Annotated in this window: 19 protein-coding genes; 7 read left to right on the top strand and 12 right to left on the bottom strand. The window is 63.5% G+C overall.

Annotation, left to right across the window (positions count from 1 at the left end; all coding sequences use genetic code 11):
• Positions 1–278: 278 nt before the first annotated feature.
• A complete protein-coding gene (locus J0F76_RS04995; protein ID WP_207466386.1) occupies positions 279–914 on the top strand; it encodes a DUF2934 domain-containing protein in 636 nt (211 codons plus the stop codon).
• 249 nt (positions 915–1163) lie between these two features.
• On the top strand, positions 1164–1577 hold the full coding sequence (locus tag J0F76_RS04990) for a BLUF domain-containing protein (protein ID WP_207466384.1): 414 nt from the start codon (positions 1164–1166) through the stop codon (positions 1575–1577).
• Between the two features lie 94 nt (positions 1578–1671).
• Here the strand turns inward: J0F76_RS04990 and J0F76_RS04985 are convergent, their stop codons facing one another.
• From J0F76_RS04985 to J0F76_RS04975, 3 genes are all read right to left on the bottom strand, one after another.
• Positions 1672–2010, bottom strand: coding sequence for an H-NS histone family protein (locus tag J0F76_RS04985; RefSeq protein WP_207466382.1), 339 nt, complete (start codon positions 2008–2010; stop codon positions 1672–1674).
• A 68-nt stretch (positions 2011–2078) separates the two neighbouring features.
• The gene (xth, locus tag J0F76_RS04980) at positions 2079–2855 is read right to left on the bottom strand and encodes an exodeoxyribonuclease III (protein WP_207466380.1); all 777 of its coding nucleotides are present in this window, start codon (positions 2853–2855) and stop codon (positions 2079–2081) included.
• A 17-nt stretch (positions 2856–2872) separates the two neighbouring features.
• Positions 2873–3556 carry an SOS response-associated peptidase gene (locus tag J0F76_RS04975; protein ID WP_207466378.1) on the bottom strand — a complete coding sequence of 228 codons (684 nt, stop codon included), beginning with the start codon at positions 3554–3556 and terminating at the stop codon, positions 2873–2875.
• Between the two features lie 155 nt (positions 3557–3711).
• Between J0F76_RS04975 and J0F76_RS04970 the strand changes: the two genes are divergently transcribed.
• The 4 genes from J0F76_RS04970 to J0F76_RS04955 all read left to right on the top strand — a co-directional run bounded on the left by J0F76_RS04970 (position 3712) and on the right by J0F76_RS04955 (position 10645).
• Positions 3712–4455 (top strand): ImuA family protein, encoded by a 744-nt coding sequence (locus J0F76_RS04970; protein ID WP_207466376.1) that lies wholly within the window; start codon positions 3712–3714, stop codon positions 4453–4455.
• Positions 4388–5914 carry a Y-family DNA polymerase gene (locus J0F76_RS04965; protein WP_207466374.1) on the top strand — a complete coding sequence of 509 codons (1527 nt, stop codon included), beginning with the start codon at positions 4388–4390 and terminating at the stop codon, positions 5912–5914. The genes J0F76_RS04970 and J0F76_RS04965 overlap by 68 nt, the downstream gene beginning before the upstream one ends.
• A gap of 13 nt (positions 5915–5927) precedes the next feature.
• Positions 5928–9272: an error-prone DNA polymerase gene (locus J0F76_RS04960; protein WP_207466372.1), complete on the top strand. Its 3345-nt coding sequence runs from the start codon at positions 5928–5930 to the stop codon at positions 9270–9272.
• Positions 9273–9481: 209 nt separating this feature from the next.
• Positions 9482–10645, top strand: coding sequence for an OmpP1/FadL family transporter (locus tag J0F76_RS04955; RefSeq protein WP_207466370.1), 1164 nt, complete (start codon positions 9482–9484; stop codon positions 10643–10645).
• Positions 10646–10846: 201 nt separating this feature from the next.
• Here J0F76_RS04955 and J0F76_RS04950 read toward each other — a convergent pair whose 3' ends face one another.
• The 3 genes from J0F76_RS04950 to J0F76_RS04940 form a co-directional block, all read right to left on the bottom strand.
• The gene (locus J0F76_RS04950; RefSeq protein WP_207466368.1) at positions 10847–11068 is read right to left on the bottom strand and encodes a DUF3072 domain-containing protein; all 222 of its coding nucleotides are present in this window, start codon (positions 11066–11068) and stop codon (positions 10847–10849) included.
• Positions 11069–11573: 505 nt separating this feature from the next.
• Entirely contained in the window at positions 11574–11795 is a 222-nt protein-coding gene (locus tag J0F76_RS04945; RefSeq protein WP_207466366.1) for a DUF1127 domain-containing protein, read from the bottom strand.
• Positions 11796–12384: 589 nt separating this feature from the next.
• Positions 12385–12864, bottom strand: coding sequence for a VOC family protein (locus J0F76_RS04940; protein ID WP_207466364.1), 480 nt, complete (start codon positions 12862–12864; stop codon positions 12385–12387).
• A gap of 316 nt (positions 12865–13180) precedes the next feature.
• Here J0F76_RS04940 and recD2 point away from each other — a divergent pair, with 316 nt between their 5' ends.
• The gene (recD2, locus tag J0F76_RS04935; RefSeq protein WP_242689992.1) at positions 13181–15379 is read left to right on the top strand and encodes an SF1B family DNA helicase RecD2; all 2199 of its coding nucleotides are present in this window, start codon (positions 13181–13183) and stop codon (positions 15377–15379) included.
• A gap of 34 nt (positions 15380–15413) precedes the next feature.
• Here recD2 and J0F76_RS04930 read toward each other — a convergent pair whose 3' ends face one another.
• From J0F76_RS04930 to J0F76_RS04905, 6 genes are all read right to left on the bottom strand, one after another.
• Positions 15414–15647 (bottom strand): zinc finger domain-containing protein, encoded by a 234-nt coding sequence (locus J0F76_RS04930; protein ID WP_207466363.1) that lies wholly within the window; start codon positions 15645–15647, stop codon positions 15414–15416.
• Between the two features lie 281 nt (positions 15648–15928).
• Positions 15929–17137, bottom strand: coding sequence for a DUF1173 family protein (locus J0F76_RS04925; RefSeq protein ID WP_207466361.1), 1209 nt, complete (start codon positions 17135–17137; stop codon positions 15929–15931).
• Entirely contained in the window at positions 17127–17594 is a 468-nt protein-coding gene (locus J0F76_RS21345; protein WP_423227360.1) for a thermonuclease family protein, read from the bottom strand. The genes J0F76_RS04925 and J0F76_RS21345 overlap by 11 nt, the downstream gene beginning before the upstream one ends.
• 56 nt (positions 17595–17650) lie before the next feature.
• Entirely contained in the window at positions 17651–17998 is a 348-nt protein-coding gene (locus J0F76_RS04915; protein ID WP_207466357.1) for a hypothetical protein, read from the bottom strand.
• On the bottom strand, positions 17995–19221 hold the full coding sequence (repC, locus tag J0F76_RS04910) for a replication initiation protein RepC (RefSeq protein WP_207466355.1): 1227 nt from the start codon (positions 19219–19221) through the stop codon (positions 17995–17997). Before repC ends, J0F76_RS04915 begins: the two co-directional genes overlap by 4 nt.
• Positions 19222–19502: 281 nt before the next feature.
• Positions 19503–20009, bottom strand: coding sequence for a hypothetical protein (locus J0F76_RS04905; protein WP_242689997.1), 507 nt, complete (start codon positions 20007–20009; stop codon positions 19503–19505).
• Positions 20010–20445 lie beyond the last annotated feature (436 nt).

The following is a 20445-nucleotide window of genomic DNA, read 5'->3' as shown; positions in this document are numbered from 1 at the left end:
ATCTGGACGATCATCAACTGGTCTTTTCAAGCTGTCCAAGTGTGTAACAGCGCCATGGCCACCGGACTACCGTCGCGTCTGGATGAAAGTTCAGGGGCCGGTCAGAGTGCCCAGATCACGACAGCGTGTCTCCTATGCCTGGCTGGATCTGCCGACGAGACCCCATTGGCAAGGATGCATGAGCGTGTCACGGTGTCGGCGTAAAGAGTTGAATTCTGGCCACTCTCGCACTCAAAGCCGAGGAGATCAGAGTCTCATGGGAAACACGAGGACACATCATGACTGCCGAACGCACACGACGGATCCAGGAACGGGCCCATTCCCTCTGGGAGCAGGAAGGCCAACTCCATGGCCGGGATGCGCAACACTGGTCACAGGCGGAACGCGAGATCGACGCGGAAGACGCTGCACGCGCATCCTCCCCGGCCGAGACAACCGCGACGCGCCGCCAGCCGAAGCGCAGGGCTGGGGCGAAAACGGCTGCGGACACTGCGGACGCCAGCGGTGGCGAGGCAACCGATGCGGCAGCTAAAGCCTCAGCAGAGGCGCCAGCAAAGACCCGGGGTCGCAAGCCAAAGGCTGTGACGGAAGACAGCGCAGAAGCGCCTAAAGCGCGGCGCGGACGCTCCTCCAAGGTGGCAGCCGAAGCATCAGCGGATGGATCGGTGAAAGCCAGAGGCCGCAAACCGAAAGCCGTAGGGGAAGACGGCGCTGAGGCGCCGAAGCCAGCACGGGGGCGCAAAGCAAAGCCAGCGTCTGAAGACGGGTCAGTCAGTTCAATGCCGGCCGGTGATGCTGAGCCCAAGGCTGCCATTGCGGAAGGGAGCACAGAGCCCAACACGGCAGTGACTCAAGATGCGGATCTGGCTCAAGTGCCCACGGAAATGGTCGAAGCCTCCCGTACGGCTGAATGAGGTCTTCATTCCGGCTGCTGAGGGAGATTGCTTCCGCATAAGGAGCCAGCGTCAAGAGCAGATGCACATTCTTCAGGGAGGGCCTTCGCTGCTCGTAGCGGCAGCGAGGGTCTTTTTAATTCCTTGCGGTGGAGGTTCGCCCACTGACGGATGTCAGCACAATGACAGATTGCGTCACGTGCCAAATTGAACAAAATGACCTTCATGGATTAGACGATTTCAAGCGAACAGCCCGGGGCGCCGAAAACCATGCAGCTCACTCGGCTTGTCTATGTGTCAAACCACGGTGGCATTACTGAAAACACGCTGGAGCATATCCTGGCCCAATCACGGCACAACAACGCCCGTGATGGACTATCCGGTTTGTTGATTGTGGGCGAGGAAGACTTCCTGCAATGGCTTGAAGGCGGCAAAACGGCCGTGGCCCAATGCTTCATGCGGATCATGCAGGATGTGCGTCACCGCCATATCCATGTGCTGCTGGCAGGTCCCATAGAGACGCGTTTATGCGGGCAGTCGAGTATGCAACTGGCCGAGACTTCTAAGCTCGACGGTGACCTTGCTGCCCGTCACGATATCGGCGGTGCCTTTGATCCTGATGCTCTGTCCGAAGAAACGATCGAAGCGTTGTGCCGTGATGTGCTGAGCGCAAGCCAAGTTTAGCTTACCGGACCTAATGGAACACTCAGACCGACGGACTTGTTGAACTGGAGCTTGCACGTGTGATCGGGTGCAAGCCCCGGGATCAGCGCCCCAATCAGATCGCGAAATCGTCCAGCGACTTTCCGGATTCCAGGGCTTCGGCAATCCAGCCGGGCTTGCGGCCGCGACCGCTCCAGGTCAGCTCAGAGTTTTCAGGATGGCGGTATTTCGGCTCGGCCTTTTGTTTGGCGGGTTGAGCGGCCAGCATGTCTTCGAGCGAGGCAAAACCAGCCGCCTTGGCAATTTCGGTCGCCTTCTGGATGGCTTCCTTTTTCTGGCGGTTCTCGAAATCAGCAATGGCGGCTGCTGATTTCTTGTTGATCTCTTTCAGCTGCTCGAGTGACAGGTCGTTATAGTTGATGTCAATGACGGTCTCCTCATTTGCCTGCCGCAATACAGAAACCTTTCCTGACAGGAAAGCCGCTAATCTACGAGATACATTGTTTTTGAGAGGAAATCGGATCAATCAATATCGAGGTCAACCCAGGCTGGAGCATGATCGCTGGCTTTTGGCTGAGCGCGCATATCCCGGTCCACCCCCGCATCGTTGAGCCGTGCTGCCAAAGCGGGCGAGAGCAGGAGATGATCGAGCCGCAATCCGGCATTCCGCTCCCAGGCCTGTCGCAGATAATCCCAGAAGGTGTAAACGGCCTCGTCTGGATGGATGGTCGCTATTGCATCACACCAGCCCTGTTTCAGAAGAGACGCATAGGCTTTTCGGACCTCTGGCAGAAACAGGGCGTCATCGCGCCAGCGATCCGGATTATAGACATCCCGTTCGGTGGGAATGATATTGTAGTCCCCAGCAAGGATCACCGGGACATCCAGGGCGAGTAGCTGTTTTGCATGAACGGTAAACTGCTTTAGCCAGGCGAGTTTGTAATCCCATTTGCGTCCGGGTGCGGGATTTCCGTTTGGGGCATAAAGACAGCCAACCAGCACGCCATTCACCGCAGCCTCGATATAGCGGCTCTGGCTGGGATCAGGATCCCGCGGCAAACCGCGGCGCGTGAGCACCGGCTCGCTATCCCGCGACAGGATCGCCACGCCATTCCAGCGGCTTTGTCCGTGCCACACAGAGCCGTAGCCGGCCTCTTGCAGCTGCCGCTCCGGGAACTTTGCCTGGGGTGCCTTCAGTTCCTGCAAGCAGACGATGTCGGGCTGCGTCTCAGCCAGCCAGGTCAGCAGCGTCTCCGGCCGACCATTGATGCCGTTGATGTTGTAAGTGGCGATCTTCACGTCTCCGGCCCTTCTTGTCAGAACAGCCGCCCTTGTGGCTCGCTGGGTGGCTCAGGCGGCAGCAAGATCAGCGCGTCGTCTGCAAGAGGCCTCTGCAGCGCCTTCGCTTCGCCCCAATCGGCGGTCATCCACATCTCGATCTCGTCGGGGGCGGTGAGGATCACCGGCATGGCCTTGGGGTGGACTTTCCCGACCACCGCGTTCGGCTCGGAGGTCAGGAAGGCAAAGAGCTGGTGATCCCCCGGACGCGGGGTTTTCATCGAACCCCGCGTGCCGGTCCACGACGTCCAGATGCCCGCGAAGAAGAACAGCGGCCGGCTGTCATCAAGCGCGAACCAGTGCAGCGGCTTGCGCTTGGTGACAGGGTATGGCTTCTGCCCGTATTCCGACAATGCAGTGGCTGGCACCAGACAGCGGTTCGGGACACCCAGCCAGCGGCGCCAGTGGGGGCTCTGGGTGTTGCGGATGTTGGTCACACCGGTGTCGGGCGCGTCGCTGGACTTTAGGAACTGCGGCGGCGTCGGCATGCCCCAGGTCAGCCGGGCCAGTTCGCGCCCCTCGGCCGTATTGCGCACCACCGGCGCAGGGCGGTCGGGATAGACGTCGAGGCTTGGCTCCAGATTGCCAAGGGTGTCCTGCATGACCTGCGCCAGGTCACGGATCGCTTGCTGGTTGGTCGTGAGGCTATAAAGATTGCACACGCGTCACCTTTTCGCTGGGGACGGCAGCATAACGCAAACAGGCTTCTGAGATATCCCCAGATCAATGGCCTACCTTGGATTGACAGCCTCAGGCAGAATGGAACAAAACAGGAACGATTCTGTTTGTTTGCAACTGCTTTGGAGTTCCTGTCGCTATGCCCGTCCGACCCTTCAACCCTGCCCTTGCTGCGCTGCGCGAGCAGATCGCGGCCATGGAGGGCGAGGGTGGACCGGCTCGCGAGGTGCTGCCCTTCGGGGTGCCGGACCTTGACCGCCGCCTGCCCGGTGGCGGTCTGGCACTGGGCTGCCTGCACGAGGTGGCGGGCGGCGGCAACGGTGCGGTGGATGGTGCGGCAGCCTCGTGCTTCGCAGCGGGTATTGCCGCGCGGCTTCCCGGACAGGTGCTCTGGTGCGTGACGCAAGCCGATCTGTTCGCCCCTGGCCTCGAACAGGCGGGCCTCGGTCCTGACCGGGTGATCTATGTCGAGGCTGGCGACGATGTTTCGGTGCTGGCCTGCATGGAGGAAGGCCTGCGCCATGGTGGTCTTGGCGCCGTCGTGGCGGATGTCGCGCGGCTGTCGATGACCGCCTCGCGCCGGCTGCACCTGGCGGCCAAGGGATCAGGCACCACGGGCATTGCGCTTCGCCGCTGGCGACGTCAGCAGGAGGCCTACGACTTCGGTCAGCCCACGGCGGCGATGACCCGCTGGCGCATCTCGGTCCTGCCCTCCGCCCCCTTGCCCGTTCCCGGTCTCGGCCGGGCCCGCTGGCTCATCGAGCTGATCCGGGCACGGGCGGGAGAAAGTCTCGATATTGAACTGGAGGCATGCGATGGCACGGGTCATCTCGGTCACCCTGCCGCTCTGGCCGATCGACCGGCTCAGGCGGTCGGCGCCTGAGGGAACAGCTGCCTCGGATGAAAGGCCGCTGGTGCTTGCCGGTCGGGCCGGCAACCGCCGGCTGGTGACGGCCGCCTGTGCTGTGGCGCAGGAGCTGGGCCTCACCGTCGGCATGCCGGTGAGCAAGGCTCAGGCGATGGTCCCGGACCTGCAGGTGATGCCCCATGATCCGGCAGCCGATGCCGCTTCCTTGGAGCGGCTGGCGCTCTGGGTGCTGCAGCGGGTCTCGCCGATCGTGGCGGTCGATCCGCCCGACGGGCTGGTGATCGACTCGACCGGTGCCGATCATCTCCATGGCGGCGAGGAGGCCATGCTGGAGACGCTGATCGGCCGGTTGGTGATGTCTGGCGTCACGGCTCGTGCCGCCGTTGCCGACACCTGGGGCGCCGCCCATGCCTTGGCCCGCCACGTCGCAGCGCCGATGCATGTGGCCGCACCGGGCACAGCCGAGGCGCTGCTGAGCCCCCTGCCCCTCGCGGCCCTGCGGCTGCCGCCCGCGACGCTCGCGAGCCTCCGCACCCTGGGCTTTGTCTGCATCGGCGATCTTCTCCATCAACCCCGCGCACCGCTGACCCGGCGCTTTGGCCCCGACCTCTGCCGCAGGCTGGATCAGGCTCTGGGTCATGCCTCCGAGCCGATCGAGCCACTGCGCCCGCCGGAGCTTGTCGAGGTGCGTCGCGCCTTCGCTGAACCCATTGCTGCCGCCGAGACCATCGCCCGCTACATCGGCAAGCTGGTGGTCCAGCTTTGCGCGGCCCTGGAGGAACGCGGCCTTGGTGCCCGCAGGCTCGATCTGCTCTGCTGGCGGGTCGATGCCCATGTGCAGACCGTGCGCGTGGGCCTGGCCCGACCGCAGCGCGACCCGCAGCGGCTGACCCGGCTCCTGTGCGAGAAGATCGAGACCATCTCGCCGGGCTACGGCATCGAGATCCTGTCGCTCACCGCCGTGATGGTGGAACCGTTGGAGGCACGCCAGATGGCCAGCTCGCTTCTGGAAGCCCCTGCCCCGGATCTCTCCGGCCTCGTCGATGTGCTGGCCAACCGCGTGGGCGCGCGCGGCATCTACCGGATGGCGCCTGTCGCCAGCGATGTGCCCGAGCGCTCGGTCACCCGCATCGCGGCCCTTTCCGAACCTGTCGGTGTCGGCTGGCCCGATCACTGGCCGCGGCCCGCGCGCCTCTTGCCCCGGCCCGAGCCAATCGAGACGCTGGCGCTGCTGCCTGATCATCCGCCGGCCTCCATCACCTGGCGCGGTATCCGCCGCAAGGTGGCCCGCGCCGACGGACCCGAGCGGGTCTTCGGCGAATGGTGGAAGCACGACGCCGAGATGATCGCGGTGCGGGACTACTTCCGCATCGAGGATGAGGCCGGCGAGCGCTATTGGGTGTTTCGCGCGGGCGACGGTGAGCATGCCGAAACCGGCAGTCATCGCTGGTTCCTGCACGGGGTGTTCGGATGAACGGTGTCATCGGATGACCGGGCCCCGCTATGCCGAGCTGCAGGTGACCTCGCCCTTCTCCTTCCTGCGCGGGGCCTCCTCGGCTGAGGAGCTGTTCGCCACGGCGGCGATGATGGGCATTGAGGCCCTGGCCGTGACCGACCGCAACACGCTTGCGGGTGTCGTCCGGGCCTGGGAGGCCGCCAAGGCCACCGGGGTCCGGCTGGTGGTAGGCTGCCGCTTGGACCTCGCCTGCGGCATGGCGCTGCTGGTCTATCCCATGAACCGAGCGGGCTATGGCCGTCTCTGCCGCTTGCTGACGCTCGGCAAGTCCCGCGCCGGCAAGGGCAAGTGCCATATAGACTGGGCGGATGTCGCCGAGCACGCCGAGGGCCTAATCGCCGTGCTGGTGCCGGATCTGGCCGACGACACCTGTGCTCTGCGCCTGCGCCGGCTGCGCGATGTCTTCGGCGATCGTGCCTATCTGGCCCTCACCCTGCTGCGCCGCCCCAATGACCAGCTGCGGCTGCATGAGCTGTCCACCATGGCTGCCTGCCTGCGGGTCCCGACGGTCATCACCAATGACGTGCTCTATCACGAGCCGTCCCGGCGCATCCTGCAGGATGTGGTCACCGCCATCCGCCACACTGTGACTGTCGAAGCCCTGGGCTTTCGCCGCGAGCGCCATGCGGACCGGTATCTGAAGCCCCCTGCCGAGATGCAGCGGCTGTTCTCGCGCTACCCGGAAGCCCTGGCCCGGACGGCAGAGATCGTGTCCCGCTGCCGCTTCTCGGTGGATGAACTTCGCTACCAGTATCCCGAGGAGCGGGACGACCCAAGCCTCACCCCGCAGGAGACGCTGGAGCGGCTGACCTGGGAGGGCGCAGCATCCCGATATCCCGAGGGCGTGCCGGATGAGGTAAAGGCGTCGCTGGCCCACGAGCTGCGCCTCATCGGCAAGCTGTCCTACGCCCCCTACTTCCTGACCGTCCACAGCATCGTCCGCTTTGCCCGCTCGCGGAACATTCTCTGCCAGGGCCGCGGCTCGGCCGCGAACTCCGCCGTCTGCTATGTGCTGGGCATCACCGCCATTGATCCGGGCCGCAATGATCTTCTCTTTGAACGCTTCGTCTCCGAGGAACGTCATGAGCCACCCGACATTGACGTGGACTTCGAGCACGAGCGCCGCGAGGAGGTGATCCAGTGGGTCTACGCCACCTATGGCCGCGACCGCGCAGCCCTTTGCGCCACGGTGATCCGCTACCGCGCCAAGGGCGCCTTGCGCGATGTCGGCAAGGCCATGGGCTTGCCCGAGGACCTGATCCAGACCCTCTCTGGCCAGATCTGGGCCTGGTCCGAGGAGGGCGTGAGCGAGGTGCAGATCAGGGAGCTGAACCTGGACCCCTCCGATCGCCGCCTGCGGCTGACGCTGGATCTCGCCCGCCAGCTCATGGGCTTTCCCCGGCACCTGTCGCAGCATCCGGGCGGGTTTGTCCTCACTCAGGATCGTCTGGATGATCTGGTGCCGATCGAGCCTGCCACGATGGAGGACCGGCAGATCATCGAATGGGACAAGGACGACATCGACGCATTGCGCTTCATGAAGGTCGATGTGCTGGCCCTGGGCATGCTCACCTGCATGGCCAAGGGGCTGGCGCTCATCGAGGCGCACAAGGGCGTCTCCCATGATCTGGCCACCATCCCGCCCGAGGATCCGCGCACCTATGCGATGATCAGGAAGGCCGACACGCTCGGCACCTTCCAGATCGAGAGCCGGGCGCAGATGGCCATGCTGCCGAGGATGAAGCCCCGCACCTACTATGACCTGGTGGTGCAGGTGGCCATTGTCCGTCCCGGCCCCATCCAGGGCGACATGGTCCATCCCTATCTGCGCAGGCGGGAGGGGCTGGAGCCGGTGGAGTATCCCACACCCGAACTCGAGAAGGTGCTGGGCAAGACACTGGGTGTGCCGCTCTTCCAGGAGCAGGCCATGCGGGTCGCCATCGAATGCGCGGGCTTCACCCCCGGCGAGGCGGACATGCTCCGCAAGTCCATGGCCACCTTCAAGTTCACCGGCGGGGTGTCTGCCTTCAAGGACAAGCTCGTCACCGGCATGGTGGCGCGCGGCTACGATCCCGACTTCGCCGAGCGCACCTTCCGCCAGCTCGAGGGCTTTGGCTCCTACGGCTTTCCGGAAAGCCACGCAGCCTCCTTTGCGCTCGTGGCTTATGCCAGTGCCTGGCTGAAGTGCTGGCACCCGGATGCCTTCTGTGCGGCGCTCCTGAACAGCCAGCCGATGGGCTTCTATGCCCCCGCACAGATCGTCCGGGACGCGCAGGAGCACGGCGTCGAGATCCGGCCCGTCTGCGTCAATGCCTCCCGTTGGGACTGCACACTGGAGCCGACAGGACGGCCCGAGGACGAGGGCAGCCGCTTTGCCGTGCGCCTTGGACTCAGGATGATCAAGGGGCTGGCCAATGCCCATGCTGCCAGCATTGTCGCTGCACGGGCCGATCAGCCCTTTGCCTCGGTCGAAGACCTCTGGCGCCGGGTGCGGGTGCCGATCACCACCCTGACCCGCATTGCCGAGGCGGATGGGTTCCAGCCCTTGCTCGGGCTCAGCCGCCGCGACGCGCTCTGGGCTATCAAGGGGCTTGCACCGGAGGAGCTGCCACTTTTTGCCGCGGCGCGGGAGGCAGCGGAGCGGCAGGAAGGCGAAGCACGGGAGGATGCGGACGCAACGATACCCAAGTGGCGGAACGACACGACCAGAGCAGAGACTGAAGAACCAGATGTTACACTCCGGCCGATGACTCTGGGCCGCGAGGTGGTCGAGGACTATGGCCACACCGGCCTCAGCTTGCGCCGGCATCCGGTCTCGTTCCTTCGGGAGACGCTAAAGGAGCGGAAGGTCATCACCTGCGCCGATGCCATGGCCAGCCGGGATCGCCGCTGGTGTGCGATCGCGGGCCTGGTACTGGTCCGGCAACGGCCTGGATCGGCCAAGGGGGTGATGTTCATCACGCTCGAGGACGAGACGGGTGTCGCCAACCTTGTCGTCTGGCCCAAGGTCTTCGAGGCGCACCGACGGATCGTGCTGGGTGCTAGCATGATCGGCGTGCAGGGGCGCATCCAGCGCGAGGGCGAGGTCGTTCATATCGTGGTGCACCGGATCAAGGACATGTCGCGGGAGCTGGCCAGCGTCGGCGTGCGGGGCGCAGCGTTTCCGCTTCCCCAAGGGCGCGGCGATAAGGCGCGGCATGGGCAGGGAGCAAGGGATATGCGAGAAGGTGCCGCGGTCGGCCCAAGGGCGCGAGAGATCTATATCAAGGACCTGCATCTGGATGCGATCAAGGTAAAAGGTCGAAACTTTCAATAATTGGAAAACCATGACGTGAATCCCCGTTGCATGGACATGCGGAGGGTAGCGCCAAGCCAGTTCGGTATCGCCCCCCTGATCCATGCCGCGAGCACAGGATCAGCGGCGCAGCATTTCACATCCGTGGACAGCTCTCCCTATGCTATCGTTCGCTGGCGGCAGCTTGCAAACGCCGTGTGATGAGACCCGAGCTTTGACGCGAGGCCTTCATGAAGACCGCATGTATCGGCACTGCCGTCTGGCTCCTGTGCGGAACGACCGTCTTTGCTGGCGGTGTCGAGCGGAGCAGCCAGTTTCTCGGTCCTCTTTTCGAGCCGGGCAACTATCTCGAGCTGAACTATGGCCATGTCTCGCCCAGCGTCACAGGAACAGACCTGCCGCTTGGCCCCTACCCCGGAGGTGAGCGCACCGGCAATGTTGCGCGCTCCTACAGCAACTTTGGCTTTGCCTATAAGCACCAGTTCGATGATCTCTGGTCAGCCGCCATCATCCTGGACCAGCCATTCGGAGCTGACATCGCTTATCCCGCCAATGGTTCGTTCAATCTCGGCGGAACCGGCGTGGTCATCAACAACACTGACCTGACCGGCATCATCCGCTTTGCTGTTCCGGGAAGCGGCTTCGGGGTGCACGCCGGTCTCCGCGGAGCGCGCACGGATGGGCGCGTGACCTTGGCCGGCGCGGCGTTCGGTCCCATCAGCGGCTACCGTGTCGATGTGGACAGGGATATCGCTTATGGGTGGCTCGCCGGGGTGTCGTGGGAAAGACCGGACATCGCCGCGCGTGTGTCCCTGACCTATAATGCGGTAATCGAGCATGACTTCGACATCTCTGAGACCGGTCCTCTTGTGGACCCCGACGGGTCCGGCCCCGCGCCGGCCTTGCCGCTACTGGACGGGCGTTCCAGGCTGACGGTCCAGACGCCGAAATCCTGGAACCTCGAGTTCCAGACCGGCATCGATCCCACCACCCTTGTCTTCGGCTCCATCCGCTGGGTGGATTGGTCAAGCTTCCGCGTGGACCCTGAGAAGCTCCTTCAGGTGACCGGTAGCGGTCTTGTGGATCTCGACGACACCACCACCTTCACCATCGGCGTGGGCCGCACGTTCACCGAGACCTGGTCTGGCGTGGCCAGCCTCACCTACGAGAAATCCGGCAGTGACCTTGTCTCGCCGCTGGCGCCGGTCAACGGCCGGAAGGGCGTCAGTCTGGCGGCCATCTACACGCAGGACAGGATCAGGATCACGACCGGAATCAGTTATACCAAGCTGGGGGATGCCCGACCCGAGACCGGCACGCCTGATACAGCTCGCGCCGAGATCGACGGCAGCCATGCATGGGGCGTCGGCATACGGGTCGGCTACAGTTTCTGAGGGCAGAGAGTTCTGGGCATCACGGTGACCTTTCCCCTTGGCACCGTCGCCTGAAGTGCTCTCGTAACGACCCGGTGTTCGACCAGCATCAGATTGACAAAAGGGTACTACACCAGATCATCCGCACCTCATCGCGTTGCGAAACTATAGCCCTGACTCATGACCTTTGGGATGTCGCTCCGCCTTCCCGACAGCGAAGCCCTACTGGTCCAACCCCAGCTTGGCTTTCAGCGCATCGATGCGCTTCGAGGCCTCCGCCTTGCTGATGGTGTCGTCAAAGGCCTCGGGATCGTCGGCCTGCTCGCTCAACGTCTTGAGATAGGACGCCTGTGCGCCGGTCATGGGATCTTCGCCGCTGACCCAGGTGTCCGGATCTTTCTCAGCATTGTCGGTCGGGTGGGATTTCGGGTTTTCATCGGCCATGGGGCACTACCTTTCTCAGGATGCTTCAAAGAAACACGCGCTCCATGTTCTGGTTCCGTTCGCGCCCATCGAAAGCCCGGAGGACAGGAGCAGCAAGGCCAGGCTGATGAAGGTGTCTCCGGCAAAGCCGACCTCAAGGTCGGACAGAGAAGGGCCGATCAGGTGATGAGGATGAGACCAACCCTTTCAGTGGACGACCGGTACTCCGGTCGATCCGGAGGCGTTCGCGCAACTCCGGTGTCCAACATGGAAAAGCGGCAGCACCCAGGGAGGAGTGGGTGCTGCCGCGGAACGCTGGCCCAGGGAGGAGGGAGAGGCCGCGTATGGGTGCGGCAAGGCCAGGGAGGAGGAGAGGCCGTTGCCGCCAACGATCGAACCATTGGGAGGAAGAGAGGTCCGTCGCATCAGGTGCCGCAAATGGAGCGGCTATATGGGGCGGCATTCTCTGGCAGAAGAATGCCACCAGTCCCGGCCCCAGGGAGAAGAGGGCGGGAAGGTCTATAATTTACTTCGCGCCCCAGGCTGCCTCATGGGCCAGGCGGGTGATCATCGCGCGGCTGATCCCCAGATCATCGAGATCGCGTTCGGTCAGGGCGTTCAGTTCACGCACGGTCTGGCGATAGATCACGCGGCGGGCGCGGTTTTCCTGCAGGCGTTGGATCGCAGCCGACAGCCGGCTAAAGCCAAAGGAGGAGGAGGCGGTTTGGATGTGGGCGATGGCGGCCATGATGGTGTTTCCTTGTCTCGCGTCTTTGTTCTTGCGTGCGCCTCGCCCGGATTGGCTTGGCACCTTCGATGCACCAAAGATGGCGCTAACACTGCTTGTGCACAACGAACACCTTAGGGATGCTGCTATGCAGCATCTGCAAGGGGCATGCATCTGTGCTACGCGTTTGCCTCACAGGGGATAACCTCAGGCACAAACGAGACAATCGCTCAGAGTTGCCCCTTTGCCTTCGGAGCAAACTTCGCCTGCCCCTTGCCTTCACAGACTGCCGATCACCGCAACATCTTGTCTGTTGCCGCCTTGAGCGGGAGGGTTGGCGCTCGTTCAAGAGGGTCGTGTCTAACGACCGTGTCAGGCAGGAAGCTGCCCTATGGGAAGCGTCTCCGCTCGATTTTGGCACCGGCATTCAACAGGCCGATCCTGGTCATTCCCCTTCAACAACGACAATGTGGTGCAGGTTCGTGTGCAGATCGCGAGCGCCAGAGCAGCGCTGCGCCTTTTCGAACTCCCTCTTGCAGCCGCGACCGGCCGCGGCACCGGCATGACACGCGATTGGCGGGTCAGGCGCGATCGGCCAAGAGCATGATGCTCATCCCCGGCGCGCCGCGTCGATCGCTGCCACGTCGATCTTGCGCATGCTCATCATGGCGGCAAAGGCGCGCCGCGCTTCCTCGCCGCCTGCCATCATCGCTTCTGTGAGCGTGCGCGGTGTGATCTGCCAGGAGACCCCCCACCGATCCTTGCACCAGCCGCAGTCACTTTCGCTGCCACCATTGCTGACAATGGCGTTCCAGTACCGGTCAGTCTCTTGCTGGTCATCGGTGGCAATCTGGAACGAGAAGGCCTCATCTGGCTTGAAGACAGGTCCGCCGTTCAGTCCGATGCACGGGATCCCTGCGACCGTGAACTGAACGGTCAGCACATCGCCCTTCTTTCCTGAGGGATAGTCGTCAGGAGCGCAGTGGACCGCCTCCACCCGGCTGTCCGGAAAGACAGATGCATAGAAGGTCGCGGCCTCCTCGGCATCCTTGTCGAACCACAGGCACACAGTGTTCTTGGCAATGGTCATGACTATTTCCTCCCCTCATCACTCATGGCCCATCATAGCGGCATTCCAGGCAGGAAAAGCTGCTTTCCTGCCGGTTGTGTTTCAGGCACAGACGACAGTCGAACAGCAAAGCTTTGCGCTCCCGGCAGTGCGACAGGCGATATCTCGGAACTTGGTTCCCGAGCAGGATGCCATATATCTGCTGACACACCGTCAAGGACGCGGCAGGATCCCAGATAAGCCAACCCGGGCATCGTCTGCGACGAAGACAAGGCGCAGTGCGTGCGGTGCAACCTGCGGTCGGGAAATGTCACGCTGTTGTTGACGAGGAATGTGGATGGCGCCGGTGATGTCTCCAGAGGCCCAAAGTCCCACCGAGGTTCTCGCGGGCCTGGTCGAGCGCGTCACCTTCCACAGTCCCGAGAGTGGCTTCTGTGTCCTGCGGGTCAAGGCACGCGGGCACCGCGATCTCATCACCGTGGTCGGTCATGCCGCGATGATCTCGGCGGGCGAATGGATCACCGCCTCAGGCCTGTGGCTCAACGACCGCACCCATGGCCTGCAGTTCAAGGCGCAGTTCCTGAAGACCTCCGCGCCCTCTTCGATCGAGGGCATTGAGAAATACCTGGGCTCCGGCATGATCCGTGGGATCGGACCTGTCTATGCACGCCGGCTGGTGAAGGCCTTCGGCAAGGACGTCTTCGACATCATCGAGGCCGAGCCCGAACGCCTGCGCGAGGTGGGCGGCATCGGCCCGGTTCGTGCGGCCAAGATCACCGCGGGCTGGGCCGACCAGAAGGTCATCCGCGAGATCATGGTGTTTCTGCACCAGCATGGCGTGGGCACCGCGCGGGCGGTGCGGATCTTCAAGACCTACGGCACCGACGCCGTACAGGTGATGAGCGAGAACCCCTATCGCCTGGCCCGCGACATCCGCGGCATCGGCTTTCGCACTGCGGATCTCATTGCCAGCAAGCTCGGCATCGAGAAGACCGCCCCTATCCGGGTTCGCGCGGGCGTGTCCTTCGCCTTGAGCGAAGCCATGGGGGATGGCCATTGCGGGCTGCCGCGGGCCGAGTTGACGGGGCTTGCCGAAAAGCTCCTCGAGGTGCCGCCCGCCTTGATCGTGAGTGCCATTGGCGAGGAGCTTGCCGAGGGCTCGGTCACCGCGGACCGGGTGGGCGAGGCGGAGTGCATCTTCCTCACTGGACTCTACCAGGCCGAGCGTGCCATCGCCGGGCATCTCGAGCGGCTGCGGAGAGGCCCCCTGCCCTGGCCCGCCATCGATGCCGATCGCGCCCTGCCCTGGATCGAGGAGAAGACCGGCCTCAGCCTGGCCCCGAGCCAGGCCGAGGCGATCCGCCTGGCGCTCAGTTCCAAGGTCACGGTGATCACCGGCGGGCCCGGTGTGGGCAAGACCACGATCGTGAACGCCATCCTGCGCATTCTGGCCGCCAAGGGTGTGAAGCTCCTGCTCGCAGCGCCCACCGGCCGCGCGGCCAAGCGGATGACCGAGACCACCGGCATGGAGGCCAAAACCATCCACCGGCTCCTGGAGTTCGACCCCAAGGCCTTTGCCTTCAAGCGCAACGAGGACAGCCCGCTCGACTGCGACCTGCTGGTCGTCGACGAAAGCTCCATGGTCGACGTGCCGCTCATGCAGTCGCTCATGAAGGCCGTGCCCACAACCGCAGCACTTCTGATGGTGGGCGACATCGACCAGTTGCCCTCAGTGGGACCGGGCCAGGTGCTGGCGGACATCATCGGCTCGGGTGCCGTGCCGGTGGTGCGTCTGACCGAGGTCTTCCGCCAGGCTGCGCAAAGCAAGATCATCACCACCGCGCATGCGATCAATGCCGGACGCCTGCCCGACCTCGCGCCACCGGAGGGCGAGGCGGACTTCTACTTCGTGCCGGCGCGCGATCCGGAAGAGGCGGTGGCGCGCATCGTGGAACTGGTCAGCCGCCGCATTCCCCGCCGCTTCGGGCTGGATCCGATCAAGGACATCCAGGTGCTCTGCCCGATGAACCGGGGCGGTGTCGGCGCCCGCTCGCTCAACATCGAGCTGCAAAAGGCGCTAAACCCGGCCGGCGACAGGAAGGTCGAGCGGTTCGGCTGGACCTTCGCGCCGGGTGACAAGGTCATGCAGATCGAGAACGACTACGACAAGGAGGTCTACAACGGCGACATCGGCACCATCGAGGACGTGGATGCGGATGAGGGCGAACTGGCGGTCTGCTTTGACGATCGCACCGTCACCTTCGCCTTTGGCGAGCTCGACACCCTGGTGCCCGCTTATGCCGCCACCATCCACAAGAGCCAGGGCTCGGAATACCCGGCGGTGGTGATCCCGGTGATGACCCAGCACTACACCATGCTGCAGCGCAACCTCCTCTACACCGGCGTGACCCGCGGCCGGAAGCTCGTGGTGCTCGTTGGCCAGAAGAAGGCCGTGGCCATTGCCGTGAAGAACGTCTCGGGACGCCGCCGCTGGTCGAAGCTCGATGAATGGCTGGCTGCGGCCGGTCCCTTGTGACCGGCTGCGGATATTGCACCCAAGGCCCTGATCGTCAGTCCCGAGCGCAACCCTGAGGGTCGATCAGCCACCCGGACGCGGCATGGATGATGGCTGCCCCGTAGCCATGCTGGTCGATGAACTGCCGGTCCGCCTCGGCCTGACGCGCCTTGTGCAGATCGCGCGACGGCTGGCCGTTGGCGCCGCAGCACCATTCATCAGGCGCCTTGCCGCAGGTGGGGCAGCCGACCGCCAGGGCCGGATGGTCATGGGCGGTGAAGTTGGGCATGAACGTGTCCTCCCTGTGTCATGGGATGGCGTGCAGAAATGGTGTGAAGCCTGCTGTCGAAAGACCTGCCGAGACATCGTGGGGCCATGGCGCCGGGAGGCTCGGGAAGAGCATGTCCAGCTGGTGCCGGATCAGCGCAGCATAGAGCTTTTGTGACCACCATGGCGGAGAGTCTGCGCCCAGGTGCAGGATAGGTCCAATGAGAAATCTGAATCGATTCGGCCGCAGGGATTCGGATCCTTGATAGTTTGCGGCCATCGGTTCGGTGCGGACCACATCCATCACCTGCCTTCTCGTCTCCGAGGAAGTTCCGGCATGTCGAAGTCTGATGCCGGCCAGTGCCAGGCGGGATAGAGGCCCTCTGCAGCAATCCGGTGCAGCTCCTCCTCGCGATCCCCCGCCATGTCCGGGGCTGGCGCATAGAGCGCAATCGGTCTCTCGGCATCGAGCAGCACGGCGGTGGCAATGGGCGCATCCGCCGGCAGGTTGTAGGGCAGGCAGCGAACGAAATCCCGCTCGGCGAGGGCTTCGAGCAGCGCGTGATCGCGCTCGCCCGCAAAGGGGACCCACCGGGCATCGACCGCCATCAGGGCAATCTCGCGGATCTCGGCATAACTGCCTTTTGCGGCAAAGGTCGCGATCGCCATCAGATGGCTGTTCGGCGTGGCCTCGACGAGCCGGACCTTTCGGGCGGCAGCCCGGTCGAACCGCCGGGCTGTGTCGCTGTCGATGAAAACGGAAAAGTCCGGCAGATGCTTGAAGCGGAGCTTGCGGCCGTATTGCGAAGGCTCCTGCCCCTTGAGCTCGGCCACCAGCAGACCAAGCCCCGTGGGTTTACCTGCCACCGGCTGCAGTCTGGCGAGAAAGCGCCGCCGCTCTCCCGCCAGGCGCTCCTTGTCCTCAACGACATAGGGTGGCGGAACAAAGAGGATGTCCGACAGTGGACCGGCCCGGATCCGAGCACGGGTTGCCGCGAGGCAGAGTTCGCGGTGCACGATCCACCAGCTGCGCCGCCCGTAAGCCTTTCGCCATGTGGTCAGTCCCGCAGCGTGCCAGAGATAATGCAAAAGGGCGAGGAGCCGCAGCTTGCGCACGGTGGCGGTCACCGATGCCGCCTCGGAGTCACTGTCTTCGGCCTCCGATCCGTGTCTGCTTCCTCGAAGGGACAGCGAAAAGCCAAGCCTGAGCGTGGTGTCGCCTGCCTTGTCCGTGACGATCGCCTGCCCGGCCAGCGGCCCAAGTCCTGAGAGCTCCGGGGGTGTGTCGAAGGATGGGCAGGCAGGGTCATGCATATGCCCGGTTCCAGGCATGCGCTTGAGGTAAAACACACCGTTGATCAAGGCCACGTACATGGGCGGCTCAGCCTGGCAGCATTGGCACAGGGGGCGGGCATGCCCCTCATGGGCCCGCGCGAGCACGCATTGCAGGTTCGGAGCATCGTCGCCGAAATGCAGGTGCCCGAGCCGGTAGGAGGGGGCATCATCGTTCATGGACTGCGCCTTTCTTCCGCTGCGGGTCCCCTGCCCTGCGCCAGTCCGCAGGCCGAATGAAGCTGCCTCGCCACATGCCTGCCCCATTGGCGCGGGCCTTTTGACTGGCGGCCCTGTACCTCTTCTGCTCGTTGCCGGCAGGGATTGCCCATCCCTCGCGGACCAGCCAGCCGGCCAGATCAGTTCCTCCTGTGGCGCAGCGGGCAAGTGCGCGGCCATAGCGGTCCTGACCAGCAACACGGCAGGAAACCTGCCGCCGGCCCACGCGCGCCGCCAAGGCCTGTCTGGCGTCCCGACCGCAAGCCCAGGTCTGCCCCGTTGAGGCATGGCAGGTCTGGTCAAGTTCTGGGGCGTCTATACCCAAGATGCGGGTATGCCACCCGCCGATGACAAGGGTGTCGCCATCGATCACCCGCGCCGGACCCTCGATCGCAGCCCTGGGCGTCGGCAGCCGCATCGTACCCATCAGAGTAGCCGCGACCATCACCATCATAAAGAGCGGTGCGCCAGTTCTCATTCCGGCCTCCGTCCCGACGGCTCCATTGGATCGACACCGAGGTTTGCCCCCAGGCCAAGCGCCCTCGCCCGCGCTAGGAAAACGTCGCGCGCGGAAGAGACCTGGCGGCCATGGGCAAGACCATCCTGCCACGCCTGCTCCAGGCACTGGAAATACCGGGTCAGATCCGAAAAGTACCGTTCGAAATCGGCCGCCACCAGATCGACATAGGCTTGGATGTCTGCGTCCTTCTGCGGCACCCAGGGTTCTTCTGGGGGAACGCAGACCGGAGCCTGCGCTTTTGCAGGGACGGGAACCAAGACCATCGCCAGCAGGGCGGCCGCAACAACGCAATGACCGGTCATGGTGCCTCCTCCCGTCGCCGGCGTTCGCTGAGCCCGATCAGACTGCCCATCAGGTTCAGGTCACCCTGCAGCCAAGCCCGCGTCATGCCGCGCAGATATCCGCCGGGGCTGATGATCGGCGTCACGGGATCGGTTCTGCGTGCGTCCAGGATCAGCATGGCCAGTGCCGCGCAATCCGGCCCCATTGCAGCGCAGGCACTGGACCAGGCCGAGGGGTGGATGCTCAGGTCCAGAACCCGCCGCTCAGCCGTCCAGATGACATCGTGCCACCTCAGGCACTGGGGATCGGCCCGCCCCGACAGGTAGAACTGCATCTCAGGTGAGGCCAGCCAGAACAGTCGCTCAGGGCCGAGTTGGCCAAGCCATTCGCTTCCGGAGGCTATCGGTCGCGTGTCAAACCCGTTCCCGGCATCTGGGTTTGCTGTTTGCGGCGACCCGCTGGAGCGTCGGCCAAACGCCCGTTCTTCGGCAGGCCGTTGCCTCCCAGGGTGAGCGTCACAAGACAAGGAAAAATCTTCGCTTGTATCTTGTAGATGGGACCGCTCGTTTTTGAGCGGTCGATCGCTCGATTTCTGGAGCGTTTCCAGCAGATCGAGGGCAGCTTGCGTCAATATATCTGCTTCGATCTCGTGCGCGGCAAGCGTGTCCAGGGTCATGGCATGCAGCCGATCGGCGCGAGGCCAAGCAGCAAAAGCGGCCGCTATGGCTTGGACACGCGCATCTTGGGAGGCAACATCGTGGAGTTGCTCCAAAACCTGACGAAGGCAGCGCCAATGTGTGCTACGTTGACCTCGGAGATAGATCGCCCTGCGCCGCGCCGTGGTCAGTTGCGCGTCCAGGGCGTTCAGTTCGGAAAACCGGTTGATGACGCCGCTGAAGAACAGACCAGTTCCCGCGTGGCGCGATCGGCTGCCGTTTGCGGCTGTCCTTCGCTCGATAAGCCCTGCCCGCTCCAGCCGCGCCGTGTGCGCCCGCAACCGTGCATCCGAGAGAGCCAGAATTTTCGCGAGCTCGGACGCAGCGGCGTAAACGCTGGGCTCTCGGCCGTGTTCTACCCAGTCGCCGGGCCGGGTCATGGAAGCAAGCCGGGCCCATGTATGCGCGGCTGCCCGGCCAATGCCGAGGTGCGGGGCGACCCGCTCAACAAGGTGAATGAAGGTGTCGCGTTGCCATCCGTAAGGTAGGATTGGAGAACGCGGCAGGCTGCGAAAGGGATCGGCCATTGCTGTGAAGGTTTGTACCATTTGCTCCTCGGAAACTGGGAGCACGGGAGCCGCAGCCATTACGCCTTCGTTCGCACGGATGCGTTTTCAGGCTTGATTTATGGGAAGGATTCAATCACGATCGCTCCTAACTCGAGAGCTGATACAGGTCTGCAAACCTGTGTTATCGAACCTTCCCTCGTGCGGACCCCGCGCGGGGGTTTTCCATTTCTAAGTGACCGTTTTTGTGACCTCGTTGTCTGTTATCTCCGTCGTGGAATGCTCGCGCGCCAACGAAGACGTCAGTAGCTGACCCATTCCGTGAAGTATGTGCCGGTGTAATCCTGCATGCGCAGCACGATCGCCCGAAAGCTTGTGCCGTAACTATTGAGGAGCGTGCTTCCAGTTCTTGCCTGGACGGTGGATTGGAGCCACGCTGGCCAGTCATTCTCGCCAACGCTTTGTCGCACAAAATGACCCGCCTCATCGTAGGTGCCTCTCAGGGTTGTCAGATAGATGTCCCGGCCTCCACTGCCATTCGTCACATGCTTGGCAAGGTGCCAGACCTCAATCGCGTCACGATAAGCCGTAATCTCCGGAGACAAGATTTCCCCGCCTTCAATCGGCAGGCTTGGGCTGCTTCCCATCGGGCATCGCCAGAGTTGCAACGGCGGCTCAACGGGCCAGGGGGTGATGCGACGGATCACCTCGGCTTTGGCGGCTGCGCATTCAGCCGATGCCGGAAAGCTGCCAGCCATACAGAGCAAAATGGCGCAATCAATGGGGTAGGAAAAGGCGGAATGTGGCATGGAGACCAAGAATGCGTTGATCAGTCCGCCTGCGACGATGTCGCGTATCCTGCGCCAATGTGTCATCGCGTTTCACCTATCTGCTAGGCAGATCGGTATTATGATTACTCCTCCTGGGTTCGCGTGGCAACGGGTGATTGTGAGTACGTCTGCGGACGGATGGCTCTCGAAGGATCGAAGAAAAAGTTGTCCGGCACGGAAATCTGTGAAAATTCGCCCGTGTTCCAGCGATAAAGCGCGCGTGTTGTCCGTCCATCCACTACGGTTTCCATTAGGATTGCCTCCCGTTTTGTCGTGTGGTCCTGGTGCATCATGAATCCCTCCGCCAGGTGATCAACTTCTCGGTCCGCAAGGAACGTTTATGCCGATGTCTCACGCGCTTGGACTGACAAAATCCTTCCTGCCTCCCTGTAGCTGTGCTTCCATGAAGAAAGAA

The sequence above is a fragment of the Paracoccus fontiphilus genome, from assembly GCF_017356265.1.
GTDB classification, from domain to species: Bacteria; Pseudomonadota; Alphaproteobacteria; order Rhodobacterales; family Rhodobacteraceae; genus Paracoccus; species Paracoccus fontiphilus.
This window is presented reverse-complemented; position numbering and strand designations above follow the sequence as displayed.

Coding starts and splice junctions, on each gene's coding strand:
- J0F76_RS04995 (WP_207466386.1), top strand. CDS start 279: ATGACTGCCGAACGCACACGACGGATCCAGGAACGGGCCCATTCCCTC.
- J0F76_RS04990 (WP_207466384.1), top strand. CDS start 1,164: ATGCAGCTCACTCGGCTTGTCTATGTGTCAAACCACGGTGGCATTACT.
- J0F76_RS04970 (WP_207466376.1), top strand. CDS start 3,712: ATGCCCGTCCGACCCTTCAACCCTGCCCTTGCTGCGCTGCGCGAGCAG.
- J0F76_RS04965 (WP_207466374.1), top strand. CDS start 4,388: ATGGCACGGGTCATCTCGGTCACCCTGCCGCTCTGGCCGATCGACCGG.
- J0F76_RS04960 (WP_207466372.1), top strand. CDS start 5,928: ATGACCGGGCCCCGCTATGCCGAGCTGCAGGTGACCTCGCCCTTCTCC.
- J0F76_RS04955 (WP_207466370.1), top strand. CDS start 9,482: ATGAAGACCGCATGTATCGGCACTGCCGTCTGGCTCCTGTGCGGAACG.
- J0F76_RS04950 (WP_207466368.1), bottom strand. CDS start 11,068: ATGGCCGATGAAAACCCGAAATCCCACCCGACCGACAATGCTGAGAAA.
- J0F76_RS04945 (WP_207466366.1), bottom strand. CDS start 11,795: ATGGCCGCCATCGCCCACATCCAAACCGCCTCCTCCTCCTTTGGCTTT.
- J0F76_RS04940 (WP_207466364.1), bottom strand. CDS start 12,864: ATGACCATTGCCAAGAACACTGTGTGCCTGTGGTTCGACAAGGATGCC.
- recD2 (WP_242689992.1), top strand. CDS start 13,181: ATGGCGCCGGTGATGTCTCCAGAGGCCCAAAGTCCCACCGAGGTTCTC.
- J0F76_RS04930 (WP_207466363.1), bottom strand. CDS start 15,647: ATGCCCAACTTCACCGCCCATGACCATCCGGCCCTGGCGGTCGGCTGC.
- J0F76_RS04925 (WP_207466361.1), bottom strand. CDS start 17,137: ATGAACGATGATGCCCCCTCCTACCGGCTCGGGCACCTGCATTTCGGC.
- J0F76_RS21345 (WP_423227360.1), bottom strand. CDS start 17,594: ATGCGGCTGCCGACGCCCAGGGCTGCGATCGAGGGTCCGGCGCGGGTG.
- J0F76_RS04915 (WP_207466357.1), bottom strand. CDS start 17,998: ATGACCGGTCATTGCGTTGTTGCGGCCGCCCTGCTGGCGATGGTCTTG.
- repC (WP_207466355.1), bottom strand. CDS start 19,221: ATGGCCGATCCCTTTCGCAGCCTGCCGCGTTCTCCAATCCTACCTTAC.
- J0F76_RS04905 (WP_242689997.1), bottom strand. CDS start 20,009: ATGCCACATTCCGCCTTTTCCTACCCCATTGATTGCGCCATTTTGCTC.